The organism is Actinokineospora sp. PR83, assembly GCF_021056305.1.
Taxonomy (GTDB): Bacteria; Actinomycetota; Actinomycetes; order Mycobacteriales; family Pseudonocardiaceae; genus Actinokineospora; species Actinokineospora spheciospongiae.
In genome coordinates, this window is sequence record NZ_JAJCXD010000105.1 from 1 (window position 1) to 16,430 (window position 16,430).

The window sequence follows — 16,430 nt, forward strand, 5'->3', positions numbered from 1 at the left end:
GCGCGCGGCCGGGCACCCGAGCGCGCGGCCCGCCCCCCGGCCGCCCGCGCCAACGCCGTGGCGCCCACCGAGAAGATCGCCCCGCGCGCCCGCCCCGCCGCCCCGGTCACCGATCGGCGCCCCCGGTATGTGGCGGGCAAGACCCTGGTGACGCTGCTGTCGGCGGCGATGGTGGCCACCCTCGGCTACTACTGGAAGGTCACCGACGACTTCTCCAACGACCTGACCAGGGCGAACGTGATCGACGGCGCCTCGGTGGAGAAGCCTGCCGACGGCGCGATCGACATCCTGATGGTCGGCATGGACAGCCGCACCGACGCGCAGGGCAACCCGCTGTCGAAGGAGCAGCTCGCGGCGCTGAACGCCGGCGTGGCCGACGGCGAGATCAACACCGACACGCTGATCCTGATCCGCATCCCCAACGACGGCGGCAAGGCCACCGGCATCTCGATCCCGCGCGACTCCTACGTGGACATCCCGGGCCACGGCAAGCACAAGATCAACTCGGCCTACGGCCGGGCGAAGCTGCAGGCCTACACCGGCCTGCAGGAGGACGGCGTCGGCGGCCGGGACCTGGAGGTGCGGTCGAACCTGGAGGGCGCCAAGAGCCTGATCGCCACCATCAACAAGCTCACCGGCGCCACCATCGACCACTACGCCGAGGTCAACCTGCTCGGCTTCTACGACATCACCCAGGCCATCGGCGGCGTCGAGGTCTGCCTGAACAAGGCGGTCAAGGACAAGTTCTCCGGGGCGAACTTCCCCGCGGGCGTGCAGACCATCTCCGGGGCGCCCGCGCTGGCCTTCGTCCGGCAGCGGCACGGCCTGCCCAACGGCGACCTGGACCGGATCGTGCGCCAGCAGACGTTCATGGGCGCCATGGCGAAGAAGGTGTTCTCCCAGGACGTCATCGCCCCCGGCTCGGAGACCCTGCCCAAGCTGCAGGAGGCGATCGCCAAGTCGGTCGTGCTGGACCAGGACTGGAACATCATGCAGTTCGCCCAGCAGATGACCGGCATCACCGGCGGCCGGGTCACCTTCGAGACCATCCCGCACGGCACCATCGACCTGCAGACGCCCAGCGACGGCTCGGCGATCGAGATCGACCCGGACGACGTGCGCGCCTTCGTCCGGCACCTGCTCACCCCGGACGCGCCGACCAGCAGTGCGGGCCCGAGCAGCGCCCCGGCGAGCGGCACCACGGAACCGGGGTCGACGGACGCGGACTCGGCCAAGCCGGTCGTCAACGTCCTCAACGGGTCCGGCAAGACCGGCCTGGCCGCGGACGTGGTGAAGACGCTGACCGGCAAGGGGTTCACCCAGGGCAGCACCGGCAACGCCGCGGCCCGCGCCAAGACCGTGATCCGCTACGCCACGGGCCAGCAGGCCCTCGGCACGATGGTCGCCGACGCCCTCGGCGGCGACTACACCGTCGAGCAGGACTCCGACCTGGGCAAGGGCAAGGTCTCGGTGATCCTCGGCAAGGACTACACCACCGCCGACGGGTTCACCGGCGCGCCCGCGCTCGACCTGGGCGCCCCGGCGCGCGCCGCGCGCCAGCCCGCGGTGCCCTGCATCAACTGACCCCCACCCGGTTCACCCGTTCGGCGCAATTCGGGGTGAGTCGCGTCAGGGTGCGGCGACCTCGCCTTCTCTCCAGTGGAACCCGGCTGGAGAGGGGCGTGTGCGGCGCATGGATGGAGCGGCGTACCAGCGCGTGCTGGGGGACGAGATCCGGAAGCTGCGCAAGAGCCGGGGCTGGACCCGTGCGGAACTCAACGCCCGCCTGCCCAGCGGCATCTCGCTGCAGACCCTGGCGACCTACGAGCTGGGCACCCGGCGGTGCTCGGTGCTGCGGTTCGTGGAGATCTGCCTGGCCCTGGACGAACCGCCGCACCGGCTGCTGGCCCGGGTGCAGGCCCGCGTGGTCCCCGACGACCCGGCGGGCGGGGTCCGCCTCGACCTGCGCCGGGTCGCCGGGGAGCGGTCGCCGGAACTGGCCCCGCTGCGCCGCTGGGCGGTCGAGCGGCTCGGCGGGCGCGACGGGGCGCGGGCGGTGCCGGTGCACCTGGACGTGGACGCGGTGGCGCGGATGGCGGAGCTGTGCGGGCTCCCGGCTCCGGACCTCCTCGCGCGGCTGCGCGCCCTGTCGGATGCGCCCGAACCCCCGCACGACTGAACCCCGCCGCCGGGTGGGGCGACGGGGTTCGGTGCCGGGGGCTCAGCTCGCGGTGAGCTGCGGGGTCCGACTGCGGGTGATCAGCTCGAAGTCGGCCGCGTCGACCTTGCGGGTCTTGAGCCAGTAGCGCCAGGTGAACCCGGGCCACAGGGTGCGGTTGACGCCCTGGGCGTCGAGGTACCAGCTCTTGCAGCCGCCCTGGGTCCAGACGCCCTCGCGGAGCTTGCGCTGGATCTCGACGTTGAACTTCTCCTGCGCCGCGGGCCGGACGTCGATGGCCTCGACGTTGTGCCGCTCGGCGAGCTTCATCGCCTCGCGGATGTGGTTGAGCTGGGACTCGATCATGAACACGACCGAGTTGTGGCCCAGGCCGGTGTTCGGGCCGAGCAGGAAGAACAGGTTCGGGAAACCGGCGACGTTGATGCCGTTGTAGGTGGTGATGCCCGCCTCGGCCCACATCTTGCCCAGCTCGACGCCGTCGCGGCCGGTGATGTCGAGGTGCTCCATGGAGTCGATGACCTGGAAGCCGGTGCCGTAGATGATGGCGTCGACCTCGATCTCGCGGCCGTCGTTGGTGACGATGCTCCTGGCCCTGACCTCCGCGACGCCGGAGGTGTCGAGGGAGACGTTGTCGCGGCGGAAGGCCGGGTAGTAGTCGTTGGAGATCAGGACGCGCTTGCAGCCCATCACGTAGTCCGGGGTGAGCTTGGCGACCAGCTCCGGGTCCTGCACGGACCGCTTGATGTTCCACTCGGCCAGCCTCGATGCCGCCTTGAGCACACCCTGGTGGCCGTTGAAGCCGATGGCGCGGGCCTCGTTGAGCCAGTACAGGAAGCTGCGGTAGCCGCGGTGGGCGCCGGGGACCTTCGCCAGCGCCGTCTTGGCCCAGCCGGGCATGGCGTGGTCGGGCTTGGGCATGACCCACGGCGGGGTGCGCTGGAACAGGGTCAGCTCGGCGACCTGCTTGGCGATGCGCGGCATGAACTGCACGGCGCTGGCGCCGGTGCCGATCACGGCGACCTTCTTGCCGGTGAGGTCGTAGTCGTGGTCCCAGCGCGCGGAGTGGAAGGCGTTGCCCTCGAAGTTCTCGATGCCGTTGAGGTGCGGGACCTGCGGCAGGTGCAGCGCGCCGATGCCCGCGACCACGTACTGCGCGACGTAGGTGTCACCGCCGGTGGTGGCGACGTACCAGCGGTTTTCCTCCTCGTCCCAGCGCGCACCCGCGACCTCGACGCCGAAGTTGGTGTTGCGGGCGAGGTCCCACTTGGCGGCCACGTCGCGCATGTACTGGTAGATCTCCGCCTGCGGGGCGAACGCGCGGGACCAGTCGGCCTTGGGCTCGAAGGAGAACGAGTACATGTGCGACTGGATGTCGCAGGCGCAGCCCGGGTAGCTGTTGTCGCGCCAGGTGCCGCCGAAGTCGTCGGCCTTCTCCAGCACGACGAAGTCCTCGCGGCCCTCCTTGCGCAGCTGGATGGCCATTCCCATGCCGGAGAACCCGGTGCCGACGATCACCACACCGGTGTGGATGAGTTTGCCCATGGGCCGCGCCTCCGTGACTAGTATGTACCTGTTACCCGGAGTCAAGCTTACTCTGAGTAGGTTACTTGCGGTAGACTCAATCCCGTGACAATGACCGGTGGCAAGGTTGAGCGCAAGCGCCGAATGCCCCGCGCCGAGCGCGAACGGCAGATGATGGCCGTCGCCGAGGAGATCTTCGCCGACCGGGGCTACCTGGCCGCCTCCATGGACGACATCGCCGAGCTGTGCGGGGTCTCCAAGCCGATGATCTACGAGTACTTCGGCTCCAAGGAGGGCCTGCTCGTCGCCTGCATCCGCCAGGCCCGCACCGAGCTGGCCAAGGCCACCACCGAGTCCGTCGTGGGGTCCACCAGCGCGGAGGAGGCCCTGCGCCGCGGCCTGGTCGCCTTCTTCGAGTTCACCGACACCCACCGCCGCGCCTGGTCGCTCATGCTGCGCAGCGAGGCCGCCGTGGCCGGACCGGCCGCCGCCGCGGAGATCGAGGCGGGCCGCCAGGAGCAGGTGGAGATCGACCTCGCCCTGTTCAAGGCCTTCCTGCCCGACGCACCCCACCAGGACCTGGAGGCGGCCGCCCAGATCGTCGTCGGCGCCTGCGAGCGCCTGTCGCTGTGGTACGTCAACGAGGAGGACGTCACCGCCGAGCAGGCGGCCGACCACCTGATGCGGGCACTGTGGACCGGGCTGTCCAGCATGGTGGGGAACTGAACTCCGGCACCGCGCAGGCACCGGGCCTACGCTGGTCGGTGAGCAGAACAGGAGGGCCAAGGATGTTCGAGCCGATCCTGGCGAACTACACCCGCGACGGCGACGACTGGAAGGTCGAGGTGACGGGTGGGGACGAGGTCCTCACCGCGACCGCCCCGGGCCTCATCGCGGCCCGCGACCAGGCCGACCAGCTCGCCGAGCGCATCGCCCCCGGCGACCAACCCCGCACCGTCGTCCACACCCTGGACGGCGACGCCCTGGGCTTCACCACGGCCTACCTCACCGCCCGCCTGGCCACCCCGCCCCCAGGCCCGACCCCCGCCACCGACGAGGCGACAACCGCCTGACCCGACACCACCGGCACCAGATCCACGTCGGCAGGCCACCGGAACACCCCGAACCCCACAGGCGGGCGGGCAGCCACCCCGAACCCGGTTGCCCGCCACCCTGAACACCTCCGGCGCAGTGGTCGGCTCCCCCGAACCCCACGAGCGCAGCCACCGAGCACCCACCAGCCGACGGCCAGCCACGTCGAACCCCACCGGCGGCCCGCCACTCGCGACCCACCGTGCGCAGCGAAAGCCAGCCACCCCCGCAACCGCCTGCCCGGCTACGCAAAGGCCCGGGTGGGTGGATGTGCTTGGGTGGGGGTAGCGATCATGTGCAAGCCTGCTGGGGCTGTGGGGCATCCCTTCAGCCCCACTCGGTCACACTGGGCGCATGATCGCTGTAGGGGCCCCGCCCAAGCAGATCCACCCACCCGGGCACCACCAACAAACGACCGGCGCTTGAGCCGAAGCACACGGCGTAGCAGATTCCGGGCCCTGAACACACGCCAAGCGGATCCACCCCGGGCACCGCCAAGAGAGACACCAGCAGGCAGAGCGAGTCGTCCCCAGCCGCCGGAGCGGCTGAGGACCTCCCACTAGCTGAAGATCCTGCGCACCACGAGCAGGCCCACCAGCACACCCACGCCGATGAGGGCGTACTTGACCTTCGGGTCGTCGAGCTTCGACCGGGCCTCGGCCTTGGCGTTGTCCACCAGCCGCTTCGGGCTCGCCTTGGTGCCCAGTTGGTCCAGGGTCGCGGCGAGCGCGTCACGCGCCTGTTCGATCTCGCGCTGGATGGTGTCGGGGTCGCGGGCCACGTGTCCTCCTAGGAAACCGCCGTCGGCGGGCACCACGGTAGATCACCCACCGGCCGCCCCGCGCGCCGGCCACGCCGTTACCCTGGGGCGTGGCCGCCGACACAGGCGACCGCGGGACCGTAGCCCAATTGGCAGAGGCACACGGTTTAGGTCCGTGCCAGTGAGAGTTCGAGTCTCTCCGGTCCCACCAGTCCCCGGCGACCTCAGCGCCCCGCCGCCATCCGCGCGCGCTCGACCAGCGCCTCGGCGCCACGGCCCGCCCGTTTCAGGTCATCGGCCGAAGCAGGTGTGTGGGTGTAGCCCGCTTTGGTCTTCATGGCGAGCAGCGTCTGCAGGTGTCGCGATGTCGGCCGGTCGACCGACGCGAGCATCGCCACGGCCTCCCCATGGTTCTCGCCGCGCGGATGCTCGCCGAGGGCTGCGCAGCAGATCACATCGGCCGCCGCGATGCCCGCGTGGACGAACAAGGTCACGCACGCGTCGGCGACTTCACCCTCATCGTCGGCGAAGGCCACGACGATTGTCGCGGCCTGCAGGAACTGGTCGGCTTTGCGCAGCCGCCCGAGTCGAACCGCCTGCGGACAGGGAACAGTTCGCACGCTCACTCTTTTCTCGTCAGTTGCCGGATCAGCCAGGTCCGTTGCCCGGCGACCGTGAGCCCGTGGGCCACCACATCCCGGAACACCGGTTCACCGGCGCTCCGGGCGCGGAGTTCCGCTCCGGTGAACTCCAGCAGGCGCAGGTCGTTGCCGGTCCACTTGGCGACCTGGTCGACGCACCCGGCGACCTGGAAATCCCAGATCTCATCGGCCACCGCGTCCGGGCGGACGACAAACAGATCGATGTCACTGGAATTCGTCATCGAGCGCCGTGCCACCGACCCGAAAACCGCCGCGTAGACGGGCGGGACCTTCCACTGACCGAGAAGCCCGCTGAGGCGGAAGAGGAAGTCCTCGAACAGGTGAGCCAGACCGAGCACGTGATCAGCAGCGAGGTGTTCGCGGTTGAAGCGGTAGGCGAACGCGTTGCCGACCCGCTCCGAGGTCACGATTCCCTGTTCGACCAAGCGCCGGAGAACCCGCCGGATCCCCTCTTCCGAGTGGTCACCCAGCAGGCGGCGCAGTTGCCCGGTCGTGAAGTTCGCTTCAGCCCGGGCCAGGGCCGCGAGCACACCGCCGTCCAACGTGGGCGTGACCGTGGCCAGGGGGCGAGTGAAGTCCACGTGCGCCTCCTGACCTGGCAAAGTTCATTTACCCCAACTATAATACGGGTAGGCGCACTTTAATAAGCGATCGCCCCTCGAAGTAGGCTGGGCGCATGGCGAAGAAGCCGCAGCCGGGGACGATCGCGTCGAACCGGAAGGCGCGGCACGACTACCTGGTGCTCGACACGGTCGAGGCCGGGGTGGTGCTGGTCGGGACCGAGGTGAAGAGCCTGCGGTTGGGGCGGGCCTCGCTCGTCGACTCCTTCGCCACGATCGACGACGGTGAGGTGTGGCTGCGCGGACTGCACATCGCCGAGTACGCCTTCGGGACGTGGACCAACCACACCCCGCGGCGGGTGCGCAAGCTGCTGCTGCACCGGCGGGAGATCGACAAGCTGGCGCTGCGGGTGCACGAGGGCGGGTTGTCCCTGGTGCCGCTGTCGATGTACTTCGCCGACGGGCGGGTGAAGGTGGAGTTGGCGCTGGTGAAGGGCAAGAAGTCCTGGGACAAGCGGGCGAGCCTGGCCACCCGGGACGCCGAGCGGGAGATCGCGCGGGCGTTCTCGAACCACATCAAGGGGCGCAGGCGCTGAGCGCTGTGGGACGATTCACAGCGTGCGCGCGCCCCGACCCTTCGCCGCGCTCCTGCGGCTGGTGGACCGGTTCGAGGAGCGGGGTGTGCACGTGCCCGGGGCCGACGACAACCGCGCGGTGGCGCCGTGGCGGGACTTCGGCTGGTTGATCGCCGCCTGGCTGGTCGGGGTCGGGTTGTTCGTCCTGTTTTTCGCCTTCGCCGCCTGAAGAACCGGGGAACCGCAGGCCACGGCCGTGGCGTCGATCACCCGGTGTGCGCCGCTGGTCACGGCTCGGCCACAGCACGACACCAGGTCCGACTCAACCCGGCATCCGCTGCGGCGGTGGGCCGTGCCTGCCGTCATGGTGGAGTGCGCACACCCCCGCGTCCCCCTCCGCGAGAAAGGCACGTCCGGTGAAGCTCGCCCGTCTGACCGCTGCCGCCTGCGCGGCGCTGATGGCCGTCGCGGGTTGTGGCGCGAACGACTCCGCCACCCAGACCTCGACCTCGCCACCGACCACCCTCAGCGACAAGGTCGCCCGGTCCGGGGGGCCCGCCTCCCGCGGCGGCGACCGGACCTCCCTCGGCGCCGGGCTGACCATCACGGTGTCCGAGGCGAAGTCGTTCGTGCCGACGAACTCGGCCTCGCCCCCCGCCGTGCGGGCGGTCGGGTTCGACATGGCCGTGGAGAACGACGGCCCGGCCCCCTACAAGCCGACGCTGCTGTCGCTGTCGGCCACCGCCAACGGCAGCGCCACCCAGCAGGTCATCGACTCCACCCAGGGCTACACCGGGGTCGTCGGCGGCGCGGAGGTGAAGCCGGGTGAGACGTTGCGGTTCTCGGTGGCCTTCGCCGTGCCGCAGGAGAAGACCTGGGTGCGCATCGGTGCCGCGCCGGAGCCGGGGGCCGGGAGCGCGGTGACGGTGTTCAGCGAGACCGCCTGAGGCGGGCGCGCTAGCGTCACGCCATGAGCGAGACAAAGCCGGTCCCCCCTGGGCGACTCTCCGCGGGCGACCCCGCCCCCGACTTCACCCTCCCCGACAGCGAGGGCAACCAGGTTTCGCTGTCGGACTTCCGCGGCCGGTCCGTGGTCGTGTACTTCTACCCGGCCGCGGCGACGCCGGGGTGCACCAAGCAGGCGTGCGACTTCCGCGACAACCTGGCCGAGCTGGGCGGCGCGGGCTACGCCGTGCTCGGCATCTCCCCGGACAAGCAGGCGAAGCTGGCCAAGTTCGTCGCCGACGAGGGTCTGACGTTCCCGCTGCTGTCCGACGCGGACAAGGCGGTCATGAACGCCTACGGCGCCTTCGGCGAGAAGACCATGTACGGCAAGACGGTCACCGGCGTGATCCGCTCCACCTTCGTCGTCGACCCGGAGGGTGTGCTGAGTCACGCCCAGTACAACGTGCGGGCCACCGGTCACGTCGCCAAGCTGCGCAAAGACCTCAAGATCTGACCGGGGGCAACCTCCCGGCCCGCCGCGGCGTAACGGCGCGCGGCGCGGGGAAGTTGAGTTCCGGACGGGTCAACTTCCCCGGCCGGGGGCCGCGTTCTTCCCGGCATGCGCCGTTGGCTCCTGCTCCCCGTCCTCGCCCTCGCGGTCGGTTGCTCGACCACCCCGGACACCGGCCCGACCGTGCTCGCCGCCCCGGTGATCGTCCTGCCCCGGCAGGACACCGCCGCCCCGCTCCCACCCGCGACCACGGCGCCGCCACCGCCCGACAGACCCCGGCAGGCGCCGTCCGGGCCCGCTCCGACGGCGTCGGCGGTGACCGGTGCCGTGCGCGGGGTGGACCGGGCCGCCGAGGTGGGGCTGCTCGTGCTGGACCGGGAGACCGGGACCGAGGTCGTCTCGGCGGGGGCGGACCGGCGGTTCCGGTCGGCGTCGCTGGTCAAGCTGCTGATCGCGGTGGACGTGCTGGGGGCCGGGGCGGACACCGCGACCCGCAACCAGGTGGCGCGGATGCTGCGGTTGTCCGACGACGACATCGCCAGCGCCCTGTGGGTGCGGCGGGGCGGCGCGGCGCTGGTGACCCGGACCGCGCGGGCGATGGGCCTGCGCGACACCCGCCCGCCCGCCATCCCCGGCCGCTGGGGCGACGTGTTGCTGACCGCCCGGGACGTGGCCGGGGTCTACACCCACGTGCTGGGGTCGCTGCCCCCCGCCGACCGCGCGCTGGTCGTCGACGCGCTGGCCGCCGCGCCCCGGTCCGCGGCGGACGGGTTCGACCAGCACTTCGGCATCCCGGACGGGCTGAGCGCGCCGTGGGCGGTGAAGCAGGGCTGGTCGGATTCGGCACGGGACATCGTCGTGCACAGCACCGGTCTGGTGGGGGCGGGGTGGCGCTACGTCGTCGTGCTGTTGACCGAGCACCCGCTGCGCACCGCCTGGTCCACGGCCGCGAAGTCGGTCACCGCCGGAGCCCGGACCCTGGACGCGGTACTCCGATGAGCCTCGGCCGCGCTGCCGGACACGTGGGCCCGCCTGGCAGCCCGGGATTCCCAGGGCGTGAACGGCTCGGAGCGCAGGTCCTGGGACCTGCCCTCACTGGGCCAGCACGCGCAGGTACGGGACCAGCAGCCGCAGGGCGCGGCCGCGGTGGGAGACCGCGTCCTTCTCCTCCGGTGCCATCTCCGCCGAGGAGCGGGTCTCGCCCTCGGGCACGAAGATCGGGTCATAGCCGAAGCCGTTGGTGCCGCGCGGTTCCCGGCTGATCGTGCCGCGCCACTCGCCGCGCAGGGTGGTCTCGGTGCCGTCGGGGAGGACGAAGGCGACCACGCAGACGAAGCCGCCGCCGCGCCGATCGTCGGGCACGTCGGTGAGCTGGCCCAGGACCAGGTCGAGGTTGGCCTGGTCGTCGCCGTGCCTGCCGGACCAGCGGGCGGAGAGCACGCCGGGCATGCCGTTGAGGGCGTCGACGGTGACGCCGGAGTCGTCGGCGATGACCGGGAGGCCGGTTTCGCGGACCGCGTCGCGGGCCTTGGCCAGGGCGTTCTCCTCGAACGTCGCCCCGGTCTCCGGCGCGTCGGGGAACTCGGGGAGGTCGGCGAGGCCGACGATCTCCACCCCGTGCACGGCCTCGGCCAGCAGGATGCGCCGCAACTCGGCCAGCTTCTTCTGGTTGCGGGTGGCCAGCAGGACCCTGCTCACTTGCCCGCCTTCGGCTGGGTGGACTTGGCGGGCTTCGGCTCGGGCAGGGTGCCCGGGTACGGCAGCGCCAGCGCCTCGGCCTGCACGCGGTTGAGCTCCGCGCACCCCTGCAGCGCCAGGTCGACCATCTTGTCCAGGGTGGAGCGGGCGAACGTGGCGCCCTCGCCGGTGCCCTGCACCTCGATCAGGGTGCCCGCGTCGGTGGCGACGACGTTCATGTCGACCTCCGCGCGCGAGTCCTCCTCGTAGGGCAGGTCCAGGCGGATGCGCCCGCCGACCACACCGACGCTGACCGCCGACACCGCGCAGGACAGCGGCTGCGGGTCGGCGAGCCTGCCGCCCGCGGCCAGCCAGGTGACCGCGTCGGCGAGGGCGACGTAGGCGCCGGTGATGGCCGCGGTGCGGGTGCCGCCGTCGGCCTGGATCACGTCGCAGTCGAGGTGGATGGTGTTCTCGCCGAGCGCGGCCAGGCCGATGCAGGCGCGCAGGGAGCGGCCGATGAGCCTGCTGATCTCGTGCGTGCGCCCACCGACGCGGCCCTTGACCGACTCGCGGTCGCTCCGGGTGTTGGTGGCCGACGGGAGCATCGCGTACTCGGCGGTGACCCAGCCGAGCCCGGAGCCCTTGCGCCAGCGGGGCACGCCCTCGGTGACGCTGGCCGCGCACAGCACCCTGGTGCGGCCGAACTCCACGAGCACCGAGCCCGCGGGCCAGTCCTGGTAGCCGCGGGTGATCTTGATGTCCCGGAGCTGGTCGTCGTTCCTGCCATCGCTTCTCACCACGTCGGCCAGCCTAGATGGGCCACTCAGACCTCGTAGCTCGCGCCCTGCCGCACGATCACCACATCGCCCCGGTAGGCCGCCCTGGCCTCGGCGAGGACGGCCGCGGAGTCGGTCCACGGCGGGATGTGGGTGAGCAGCAGCCGACCCACCCCGGCCTGCGCGGCGATCTCGCCCGCCTCCCGGCCGGACAGGTGCAGGTCGGGGATCACCGCGCCGGAGTGCGTCCAGGACGCCTCGGCGAGGAAGGTGTCGACGTCGTGCACCAGGTCGGGGAGCACGGCATTGACCCCGGTGTCGCCGGTGTAGCCCAGGCTGCGGCCGCCGTGGCTGATCCGGAAGCTGTAGGACTCGCACGGGTGCGCGGCCGGGGCCGAGACGACCTCGAACGGACCGACCTGGAACTTGCCGACGCCCAGCGGCACGAAGTCGTAGACGTCGGACAGGTCGGTGACCTGCCGGTCGGCCTCGTCGGTGCCGTACTGGGCGCTGAACCGGGTGGGCGCCTCCGCGGGGGCGTGCACCGGCAGCTTGTTCGCCCGCGGGTCGATCGTCGGCGCCGGGTGGTAGCGGCGGTAGACGCTCAGCGCGGAGAAGTCGGCGCAGTGGTCGGCGTGCAGGTGCGAGAACAGCAGGGCGTCGAGCTCGAACGGGTCGCGCAGGGCTTGCAGCGCGGAGAAGGTCCCGTTGCCGAGTTCGATGCCGAGCAGGAACCCCTCGGCCTCCAACAGGTAGCCGGAGGCGGGGGCACCGGGTCCGGGGACGCTCCCGGAACAGCCGAGGACGGTCAGCAGCACGTCGGACAGCCTGTCACACGCAGGGCCCTCCGCACGATCACCGGATGGCCGCAGGGGCCACCCCGGCCAGTTCCGGGCCGAGGAACCGGCGGGCCAAGCGGTGGAACGGTTCAGCCGCCCCGGTGGCCCGGAACTCGTGCGGACCGGGGTCACCCCCCTCGGCCACCTGACCACGTTCGGTGAGCACCCGGAAGACGTCCTTGGCACACTCCTCGGCGCTGGACACCAGGGTCACGTCGGGCCCCATGACCACCTGGATGAGGCCGGTGAGCAGCGGGTAGTGCGTGCAGCCGAGGACCACGGTGTCGACCTCGGCCTGCTGGAGGGGTTCGAGGTAGGTCTGCGCCAGGCCGAGGATCTGGCGGCCCGCGGTCACACCGCGTTCCACGAAGTCGACGAACCGGGGGCAGGCCGAACCGGTCACGGTGATGCCCGCGGCGGCGGCGAACGCGTCGTCGTAGGCGCGGGACCGAATCGTTCCAGCGGTTCCGATCACTCCGACCCGCCCGGACCGGGTGGCCGCCGCGGCCCGCCGGGTGGCCGGGACGATCACCTCGACCACGGGCACGTCGTAGCGTTCGCGGGCGTCACGCAGGCAGGCCGCCGAGGCCGTGTTGCAGGCGATGACCAGCATCTTGACCCCGTCGGCGACAAGGCCGTCGGCGATGTCCAGTGCGCGGGCGCGAACCTCGGCGATGGGCTTGGGGCCGTACGGGCTGTGCGCGGTGTCGCCGACGTAGCGCAGCCGCTCGTGCGGGAGCTGGTCGAGGATGGCGCGGGCGACGGTCAGCCCGCCCACCCCGGAGTCGAAGATCCCGATCGGCGCGCTCATACCGGGAACGCCGGGGGCGCGGTGACCTGCCGCTTGGCGACCCCCTTGTTCGCCTGCGCGACGAACCAGGCGGCGAGGACACCGCCGACCGCCCCGAACAGGTGGCCCTGCCAGGAGATGCCCTGGTTGCCCGGCAGCACCCCGAACAGCATCGTGCCCCAGTACAGCAGCAGCAGGGCGGCGACGCCGAGTTGCACCGCGCTGCGGTTGAACAGGCCGCGGACCAGCAGGAACAGCAGCCAGCCGAAGCAGATCCCGGACGCGCCGACGGTGACGCCCGGCGCGCCGGTCAGCCACACGCCGACCCCGGAGACGACCCAGATGGTGGCGGTCACCGCGACCCACTGGCCCAGCCCGTTGGCCATGGCCAGGAAGCCGAGCACGAGGAACGGGAGCGTGTTGCCGATCAGGTGCCCCCAGCCGCCGTGCAGCAGGGGCGCCCACAGGATGCCGTCGAGCCCGGACACCGAGCGCGGGATGATCCCGTTCTGGTCGAGCTGCGCGGGCAGGACGACGTCGACCAGCTCCACCAGGTAGAGCAGCGCGGTGAACGCCCCGATCACGATCCCGGCCCTGGCCGGGTTCGGCGGCAGGACGCGGGCCGCGGGGGTCTTGACGGGCGAAGTGCTCACGGTTTCGAGGCTACGTGTTTTCCGCACCCGGGGTATCCGGGACAACCCCGAGACCGGCCCCGGGGCGCACTGCTCACCGCGGGCGATCCCGACGCGTCAGATCAGGCCCAGTTCGCGGGCCCGGACCCCCGCCTGGAACCGGGTCTCGGCGCCGAGGGCGGCCATCAGCTCGGCCACCCGCCGCCGGTAGGTGCGCACGGACAGGCCGACGGCGCGGGCGGCGGTCTCGTCCTTGGCGCCCGCGGCCAGCGCCTCCAGCACCCGCGGCGCCAGCGCCCGCAGGTCGGACCGGTCGGCGTCCCACAGCTCCAGTGGGGCGGCGGTGGCCCACGCGGTGTCGAACAGCGAGGCGATGCCCTGCACGACCTCGGGCACCGTGACGACGCTGTAGCCGCGCGGGCCGTACGCGGTGTCGCCCGCCAGGACGGCCACCCGGCGGTCGATCAGGACCGTCTCGTTCACCTCGCGCTCGGGCACCCGCACCTCGGCGCCGAGGTCGGCCATGGTGTGGGCGTACCCGGCGAAGGCCGGGTCGAGCAGCAGGCCCGCGCGGTAGAGCTTGCGGACCCGCACCCCCGGCGGGAACCGGGTGGCGGGCACCGACGCGGTGCGCGTGACCACCCAGGAGAAGAGCTGGTCGACGGCGCAGCTGATCTCGGTGCGCGCGTGCTCGAAGGCGTGCACCAGCCGCGGGTACAGCTCCTGCTCGCCGCGCACGACGGTGATCCCCGATGTTGTCATCGGTTCCAGTGTGCACCTGGAGCGGCACCAGGTCGGCGGTGGCAGAGTCCTGCCAAAGCGAGCCCGCCAGGGCGGGAGGGGGCATCGTGGACACCATGCAGAAGAACGGGAAGCTCGGGGCGGCCGAGGTCGGCCGCATCGGGTACGGAGCAATGCAGTTGGCGGGCCCGCACGTGTTCGGGCCGCCGGAGGACCGCGACGCGGCGGTGGCCGTGCTGCGGCGGGCGATCGAGCTGGGTGTGCGGCACCTGGACACCTCGGACTACTACGGCCCGTACGTGGTGAACGAGATCATCGCCGAGGCCCTGCGGCCCTACCCCGACGACCTGGTGCTGGTCACCAAGGTGGGCGCGCGCCGCGACGCCGAGGGCGGGTGGCCGGAGGCGCTGGAGCCCGACGACCTGCGGCTGGCCGTCCGGGAGAACCTGGACCGCCTCGGGGTGGACAGCCTCGACGTGGTCAACCTGCGGATGCCCGGGCTGACCGGCCCGGTGGAGCGCTCGCTCGCCGAGCCGTTCGGGGTGCTGGCCGAGCTGCGCGAGCAGGGGCTCATCAAGGAGCTGGGTGTCAGCAACGTCACCGCCGCGCAGCTCGCCGAGGCGCGGTCGATCGCGCCGGTGGTGTGCGTGCAGAACCTGTTCAACGTCGTCGACCACGGTGACGACGCGCTGGTGGACGAGACGGCGGAGCTGGACATCGCCTACGTGCCGTTCTTCCCGCTCGGCGGGTTCACCCCGCTCCAGGCCGAAGCCCTGAACCGGGTCGCCGGGCGGCACGGGGCCACCGACCGGCAGGTCGCGCTGGCCTGGCTGCTGCACCGGTCGCCGAACATCCTGCTGATCCCGGGCACCTCGTCGATCGCGCACCTGGAGTCCAACCTGGCCGCGGGCGACATCGAACTGACCGACGAGGACCTGGCCGACCTCACCCTGTGACACCGGTGGCCTGGCCCCGGCCCACTAGTCGGCCAGGGCCAGGTCGACGGCGAGTTCGGCGTGCAGGCGGGTGGTCGGGAACACCGGCACCGGGCTGTCCCGGGCGGACACCAGCAGCTCGATCTCGGTGCACCCCAGGACCACCCCCCGCGCGCCCCGCTCGACCAGCCTGCCGATCACCTCGCGGTAGACCTGCCGGGACGACTCCTCTACGACCCCGAGCACCAGTTCCCCGTAGATGATCCGGTGCACCTCGGCGCGGTCGGCGGCGCCCGGGGTGAGCACGTCGAGGCCGTGCGCGGCGAGCCTGCCGGTGTAGAAGTCCTGCTCCATGGTGAAGGCGGTGCCGAGCAGGCCGACGGAGGTCAGGCCCGCGGCGGTCACGGCCTCGGCGGTCGCGTCGGCCAGGTGCAGCAGCGGCACGCCGAGCCCGTCGGTGAGGCGGTCGGCGACCTTGTGCATGGTGTTGGTGCACAGGACGACGACCTCCGCCCCGGCCCGCACCAGCGCCCGGGCCGCGTCCGCGAGCACCGCGGCGGCGTCGTCCCAGCGGCCCTCGACCTGCATCCGCTCGATCTCGGCGAAGTCCACCGAGTACAGCACGCACCGCGCCGAGTGCAGCCCGCCCAGCCGCTCCCGCACGCGCTCGTTGACGATCCGGTAGTACTCAGCCGAGGACTCCCAGCTCATCCCGCCCAGCAGGCCGATGACCTTCATGGCGGCCATTGTGCCCGCGTCCCGCGGGGTTCAGGCCAGGGACCGGGACAGGCGCACCAGGCTCTCGGCGATGGTCCGCCCGATCGCCGCGGCGCCGAACAGGTGCAGGGCGACCGCCCGGCCGACGCCCGCCGGGGTCAGGGTCTGCGCGAGGCGCACCCGGGTCGCGCCGCCCTCCGCGGTCAGCTCCACCCGGAACACCACGCCGGTGGCCCGCACCGGGGCCGGATCGCCGTCGAGGCGCTCGGCCCGGTGCGCCCAGGCGATCACCCGTTCCGGGGTGAACTCCACGACCTCCTGGTCGACCTCCTGCCTGCGCCCCTCGAACCGGGCGTGCTGCAACCGCGCCTCGCCGAGGCCGGAGCCGGACACCACGTCCACCCGGTCGGCGAAGCTGAACCAGTCGGGCAGGCGCCTGGCGTCGGAGACCACCGGCCACACCGCGGCGACCGGGGCGTCGACCACCGCGGTGCGGGAGATTGTCGACATGGCGG

Annotated in this window: 22 protein-coding genes and 1 tRNA gene; 11 read left to right on the forward strand and 12 right to left on the reverse strand. The window is 72.0% G+C overall.

Features of this window, described 5'->3' with window-relative positions:
- Both L6E12_RS30140 and L6E12_RS30145 read left to right on the forward strand, forming a co-directional pair.
- On the forward strand, positions 1-1,584 hold a 1,584-nt coding region (locus tag L6E12_RS30140; protein WP_308075348.1), incomplete at its 5' end, for an LCP family protein.
- A 109-nt stretch (positions 1,585-1,693) separates the two neighbouring features.
- Complete coding sequence (locus tag L6E12_RS30145) at positions 1,694-2,179, forward strand: helix-turn-helix domain-containing protein (protein WP_236231322.1); 486 nt, start codon at positions 1,694-1,696, stop codon at positions 2,177-2,179.
- Positions 2,180-2,221: 42 nt separating this feature from the next.
- On the opposite strand, the gene L6E12_RS30150 is transcribed toward L6E12_RS30145, so the two are convergent.
- Positions 2,222-3,721 (reverse strand): NAD(P)/FAD-dependent oxidoreductase, encoded by a 1,500-nt coding sequence (locus tag L6E12_RS30150; protein ID WP_236231323.1) that lies wholly within the window; start codon positions 3,719-3,721, stop codon positions 2,222-2,224.
- A gap of 90 nt (positions 3,722-3,811) precedes the next feature.
- Between L6E12_RS30150 and L6E12_RS30155 the strand changes: the two genes are divergently transcribed.
- Both L6E12_RS30155 and L6E12_RS30160 read left to right on the forward strand, forming a co-directional pair.
- The gene (locus tag L6E12_RS30155; protein ID WP_236231375.1) at positions 3,812-4,426 is read left to right on the forward strand and encodes a TetR/AcrR family transcriptional regulator; all 615 of its coding nucleotides are present in this window, start codon (positions 3,812-3,814) and stop codon (positions 4,424-4,426) included.
- A 62-nt stretch (positions 4,427-4,488) separates the two neighbouring features.
- Positions 4,489-4,773 carry a hypothetical protein gene (locus L6E12_RS30160; RefSeq protein ID WP_236231324.1) on the forward strand — a complete coding sequence of 95 codons (285 nt, stop codon included), beginning with the start codon at positions 4,489-4,491 and terminating at the stop codon, positions 4,771-4,773.
- Between the two features lie 578 nt (positions 4,774-5,351).
- Here the strand turns inward: L6E12_RS30160 and L6E12_RS30165 are convergent.
- A complete protein-coding gene (locus L6E12_RS30165; RefSeq protein ID WP_236231325.1) occupies positions 5,352-5,573 on the reverse strand; it encodes a DUF3618 domain-containing protein in 222 nt (73 codons plus the stop codon).
- A 113-nt stretch (positions 5,574-5,686) separates the two neighbouring features.
- Here L6E12_RS30165 and L6E12_RS30170 point away from each other — a divergent pair.
- Positions 5,687-5,763: transfer RNA gene (locus L6E12_RS30170), tRNA-Leu, on the forward strand.
- A 13-nt stretch (positions 5,764-5,776) separates the two neighbouring features.
- Here L6E12_RS30170 and L6E12_RS30175 read toward each other — a convergent pair.
- Positions 5,777-6,178: a hypothetical protein gene (locus L6E12_RS30175; RefSeq protein WP_236231326.1), complete on the reverse strand. Its 402-nt coding sequence runs from the start codon at positions 6,176-6,178 to the stop codon at positions 5,777-5,779.
- Complete coding sequence (locus tag L6E12_RS30180; RefSeq protein WP_236231327.1) at positions 6,175-6,795, reverse strand: nucleotidyltransferase domain-containing protein; 621 nt, start codon at positions 6,793-6,795, stop codon at positions 6,175-6,177. Before L6E12_RS30180 ends, L6E12_RS30175 begins: the two co-directional genes overlap by 4 nt.
- A 95-nt stretch (positions 6,796-6,890) precedes the next feature.
- On the opposite strand from L6E12_RS30180, the gene smpB reads away from it, so the two are divergent.
- From smpB to L6E12_RS30205, 5 genes are all read left to right on the forward strand, one after another.
- Positions 6,891-7,370 (forward strand): SsrA-binding protein SmpB, encoded by a 480-nt coding sequence (gene smpB, locus L6E12_RS30185; RefSeq protein WP_236231328.1) that lies wholly within the window; start codon positions 6,891-6,893, stop codon positions 7,368-7,370.
- A gap of 22 nt (positions 7,371-7,392) precedes the next feature.
- Entirely contained in the window at positions 7,393-7,578 is a 186-nt protein-coding gene (locus L6E12_RS30190) for a hypothetical protein (protein WP_236231329.1), read from the forward strand.
- Between the two features lie 187 nt (positions 7,579-7,765).
- Positions 7,766-8,296, forward strand: a complete 531-nt coding sequence (locus L6E12_RS30195) for a hypothetical protein (RefSeq protein WP_236231330.1) — start codon at positions 7,766-7,768, stop codon at positions 8,294-8,296.
- A gap of 23 nt (positions 8,297-8,319) precedes the next feature.
- Positions 8,320-8,808 (forward strand): thioredoxin-dependent thiol peroxidase, encoded by a 489-nt coding sequence (gene bcp, locus L6E12_RS30200; RefSeq protein ID WP_236231331.1) that lies wholly within the window; start codon positions 8,320-8,322, stop codon positions 8,806-8,808.
- Positions 8,809-8,913: 105 nt separating this feature from the next.
- Complete coding sequence (locus L6E12_RS30205) at positions 8,914-9,804, forward strand: serine hydrolase (RefSeq protein WP_236231332.1); 891 nt, start codon at positions 8,914-8,916, stop codon at positions 9,802-9,804.
- 93 nt (positions 9,805-9,897) lie between these two features.
- Here the strand turns inward: L6E12_RS30205 and rdgB are convergent, their stop codons facing one another.
- From rdgB to L6E12_RS30235, 6 genes are all read right to left on the reverse strand, one after another.
- Positions 9,898-10,503 carry an RdgB/HAM1 family non-canonical purine NTP pyrophosphatase gene (gene rdgB / locus L6E12_RS30210; RefSeq protein ID WP_236231333.1) on the reverse strand — a complete coding sequence of 202 codons (606 nt, stop codon included), beginning with the start codon at positions 10,501-10,503 and terminating at the stop codon, positions 9,898-9,900.
- Positions 10,500-11,285: a ribonuclease PH gene (gene rph, locus L6E12_RS30215; RefSeq protein ID WP_236231334.1), complete on the reverse strand. Its 786-nt coding sequence runs from the start codon at positions 11,283-11,285 to the stop codon at positions 10,500-10,502. The genes rdgB and rph overlap by 4 nt, the downstream gene beginning before the upstream one ends.
- 23 nt (positions 11,286-11,308) lie before the next feature.
- Entirely contained in the window at positions 11,309-12,079 is a 771-nt protein-coding gene (locus L6E12_RS30220; protein ID WP_236231335.1) for an MBL fold metallo-hydrolase, read from the reverse strand.
- Between the two features lie 37 nt (positions 12,080-12,116).
- Complete coding sequence (gene murI / locus L6E12_RS30225) at positions 12,117-12,911, reverse strand: glutamate racemase (RefSeq protein ID WP_236231336.1); 795 nt, start codon at positions 12,909-12,911, stop codon at positions 12,117-12,119.
- Positions 12,908-13,543, reverse strand: a complete 636-nt coding sequence (locus L6E12_RS30230) for a rhomboid family intramembrane serine protease (protein ID WP_236231337.1) — start codon at positions 13,541-13,543, stop codon at positions 12,908-12,910. The genes murI and L6E12_RS30230 overlap by 4 nt, the downstream gene beginning before the upstream one ends.
- A 96-nt stretch (positions 13,544-13,639) precedes the next feature.
- Positions 13,640-14,284, reverse strand: coding sequence for a DNA-binding response regulator (locus L6E12_RS30235; RefSeq protein ID WP_236231338.1), 645 nt, complete (start codon positions 14,282-14,284; stop codon positions 13,640-13,642).
- A 95-nt stretch (positions 14,285-14,379) separates the two neighbouring features.
- On the opposite strand from L6E12_RS30235, the gene L6E12_RS30240 reads away from it, so the two are divergent.
- Positions 14,380-15,219 carry an oxidoreductase gene (locus L6E12_RS30240; RefSeq protein ID WP_236231376.1) on the forward strand — a complete coding sequence of 280 codons (840 nt, stop codon included), beginning with the start codon at positions 14,380-14,382 and terminating at the stop codon, positions 15,217-15,219.
- A gap of 24 nt (positions 15,220-15,243) precedes the next feature.
- Here L6E12_RS30240 and L6E12_RS30245 read toward each other — a convergent pair whose 3' ends face one another.
- On the reverse strand, positions 15,244-15,936 hold the full coding sequence (locus tag L6E12_RS30245) for an aspartate/glutamate racemase family protein (RefSeq protein ID WP_236231339.1): 693 nt from the start codon (positions 15,934-15,936) through the stop codon (positions 15,244-15,246).
- Between the two features lie 30 nt (positions 15,937-15,966).
- Positions 15,967-16,425, reverse strand: coding sequence for an SRPBCC family protein (locus tag L6E12_RS30250; protein WP_236231340.1), 459 nt, complete (start codon positions 16,423-16,425; stop codon positions 15,967-15,969).
- Positions 16,426-16,430 lie beyond the last annotated feature (5 nt).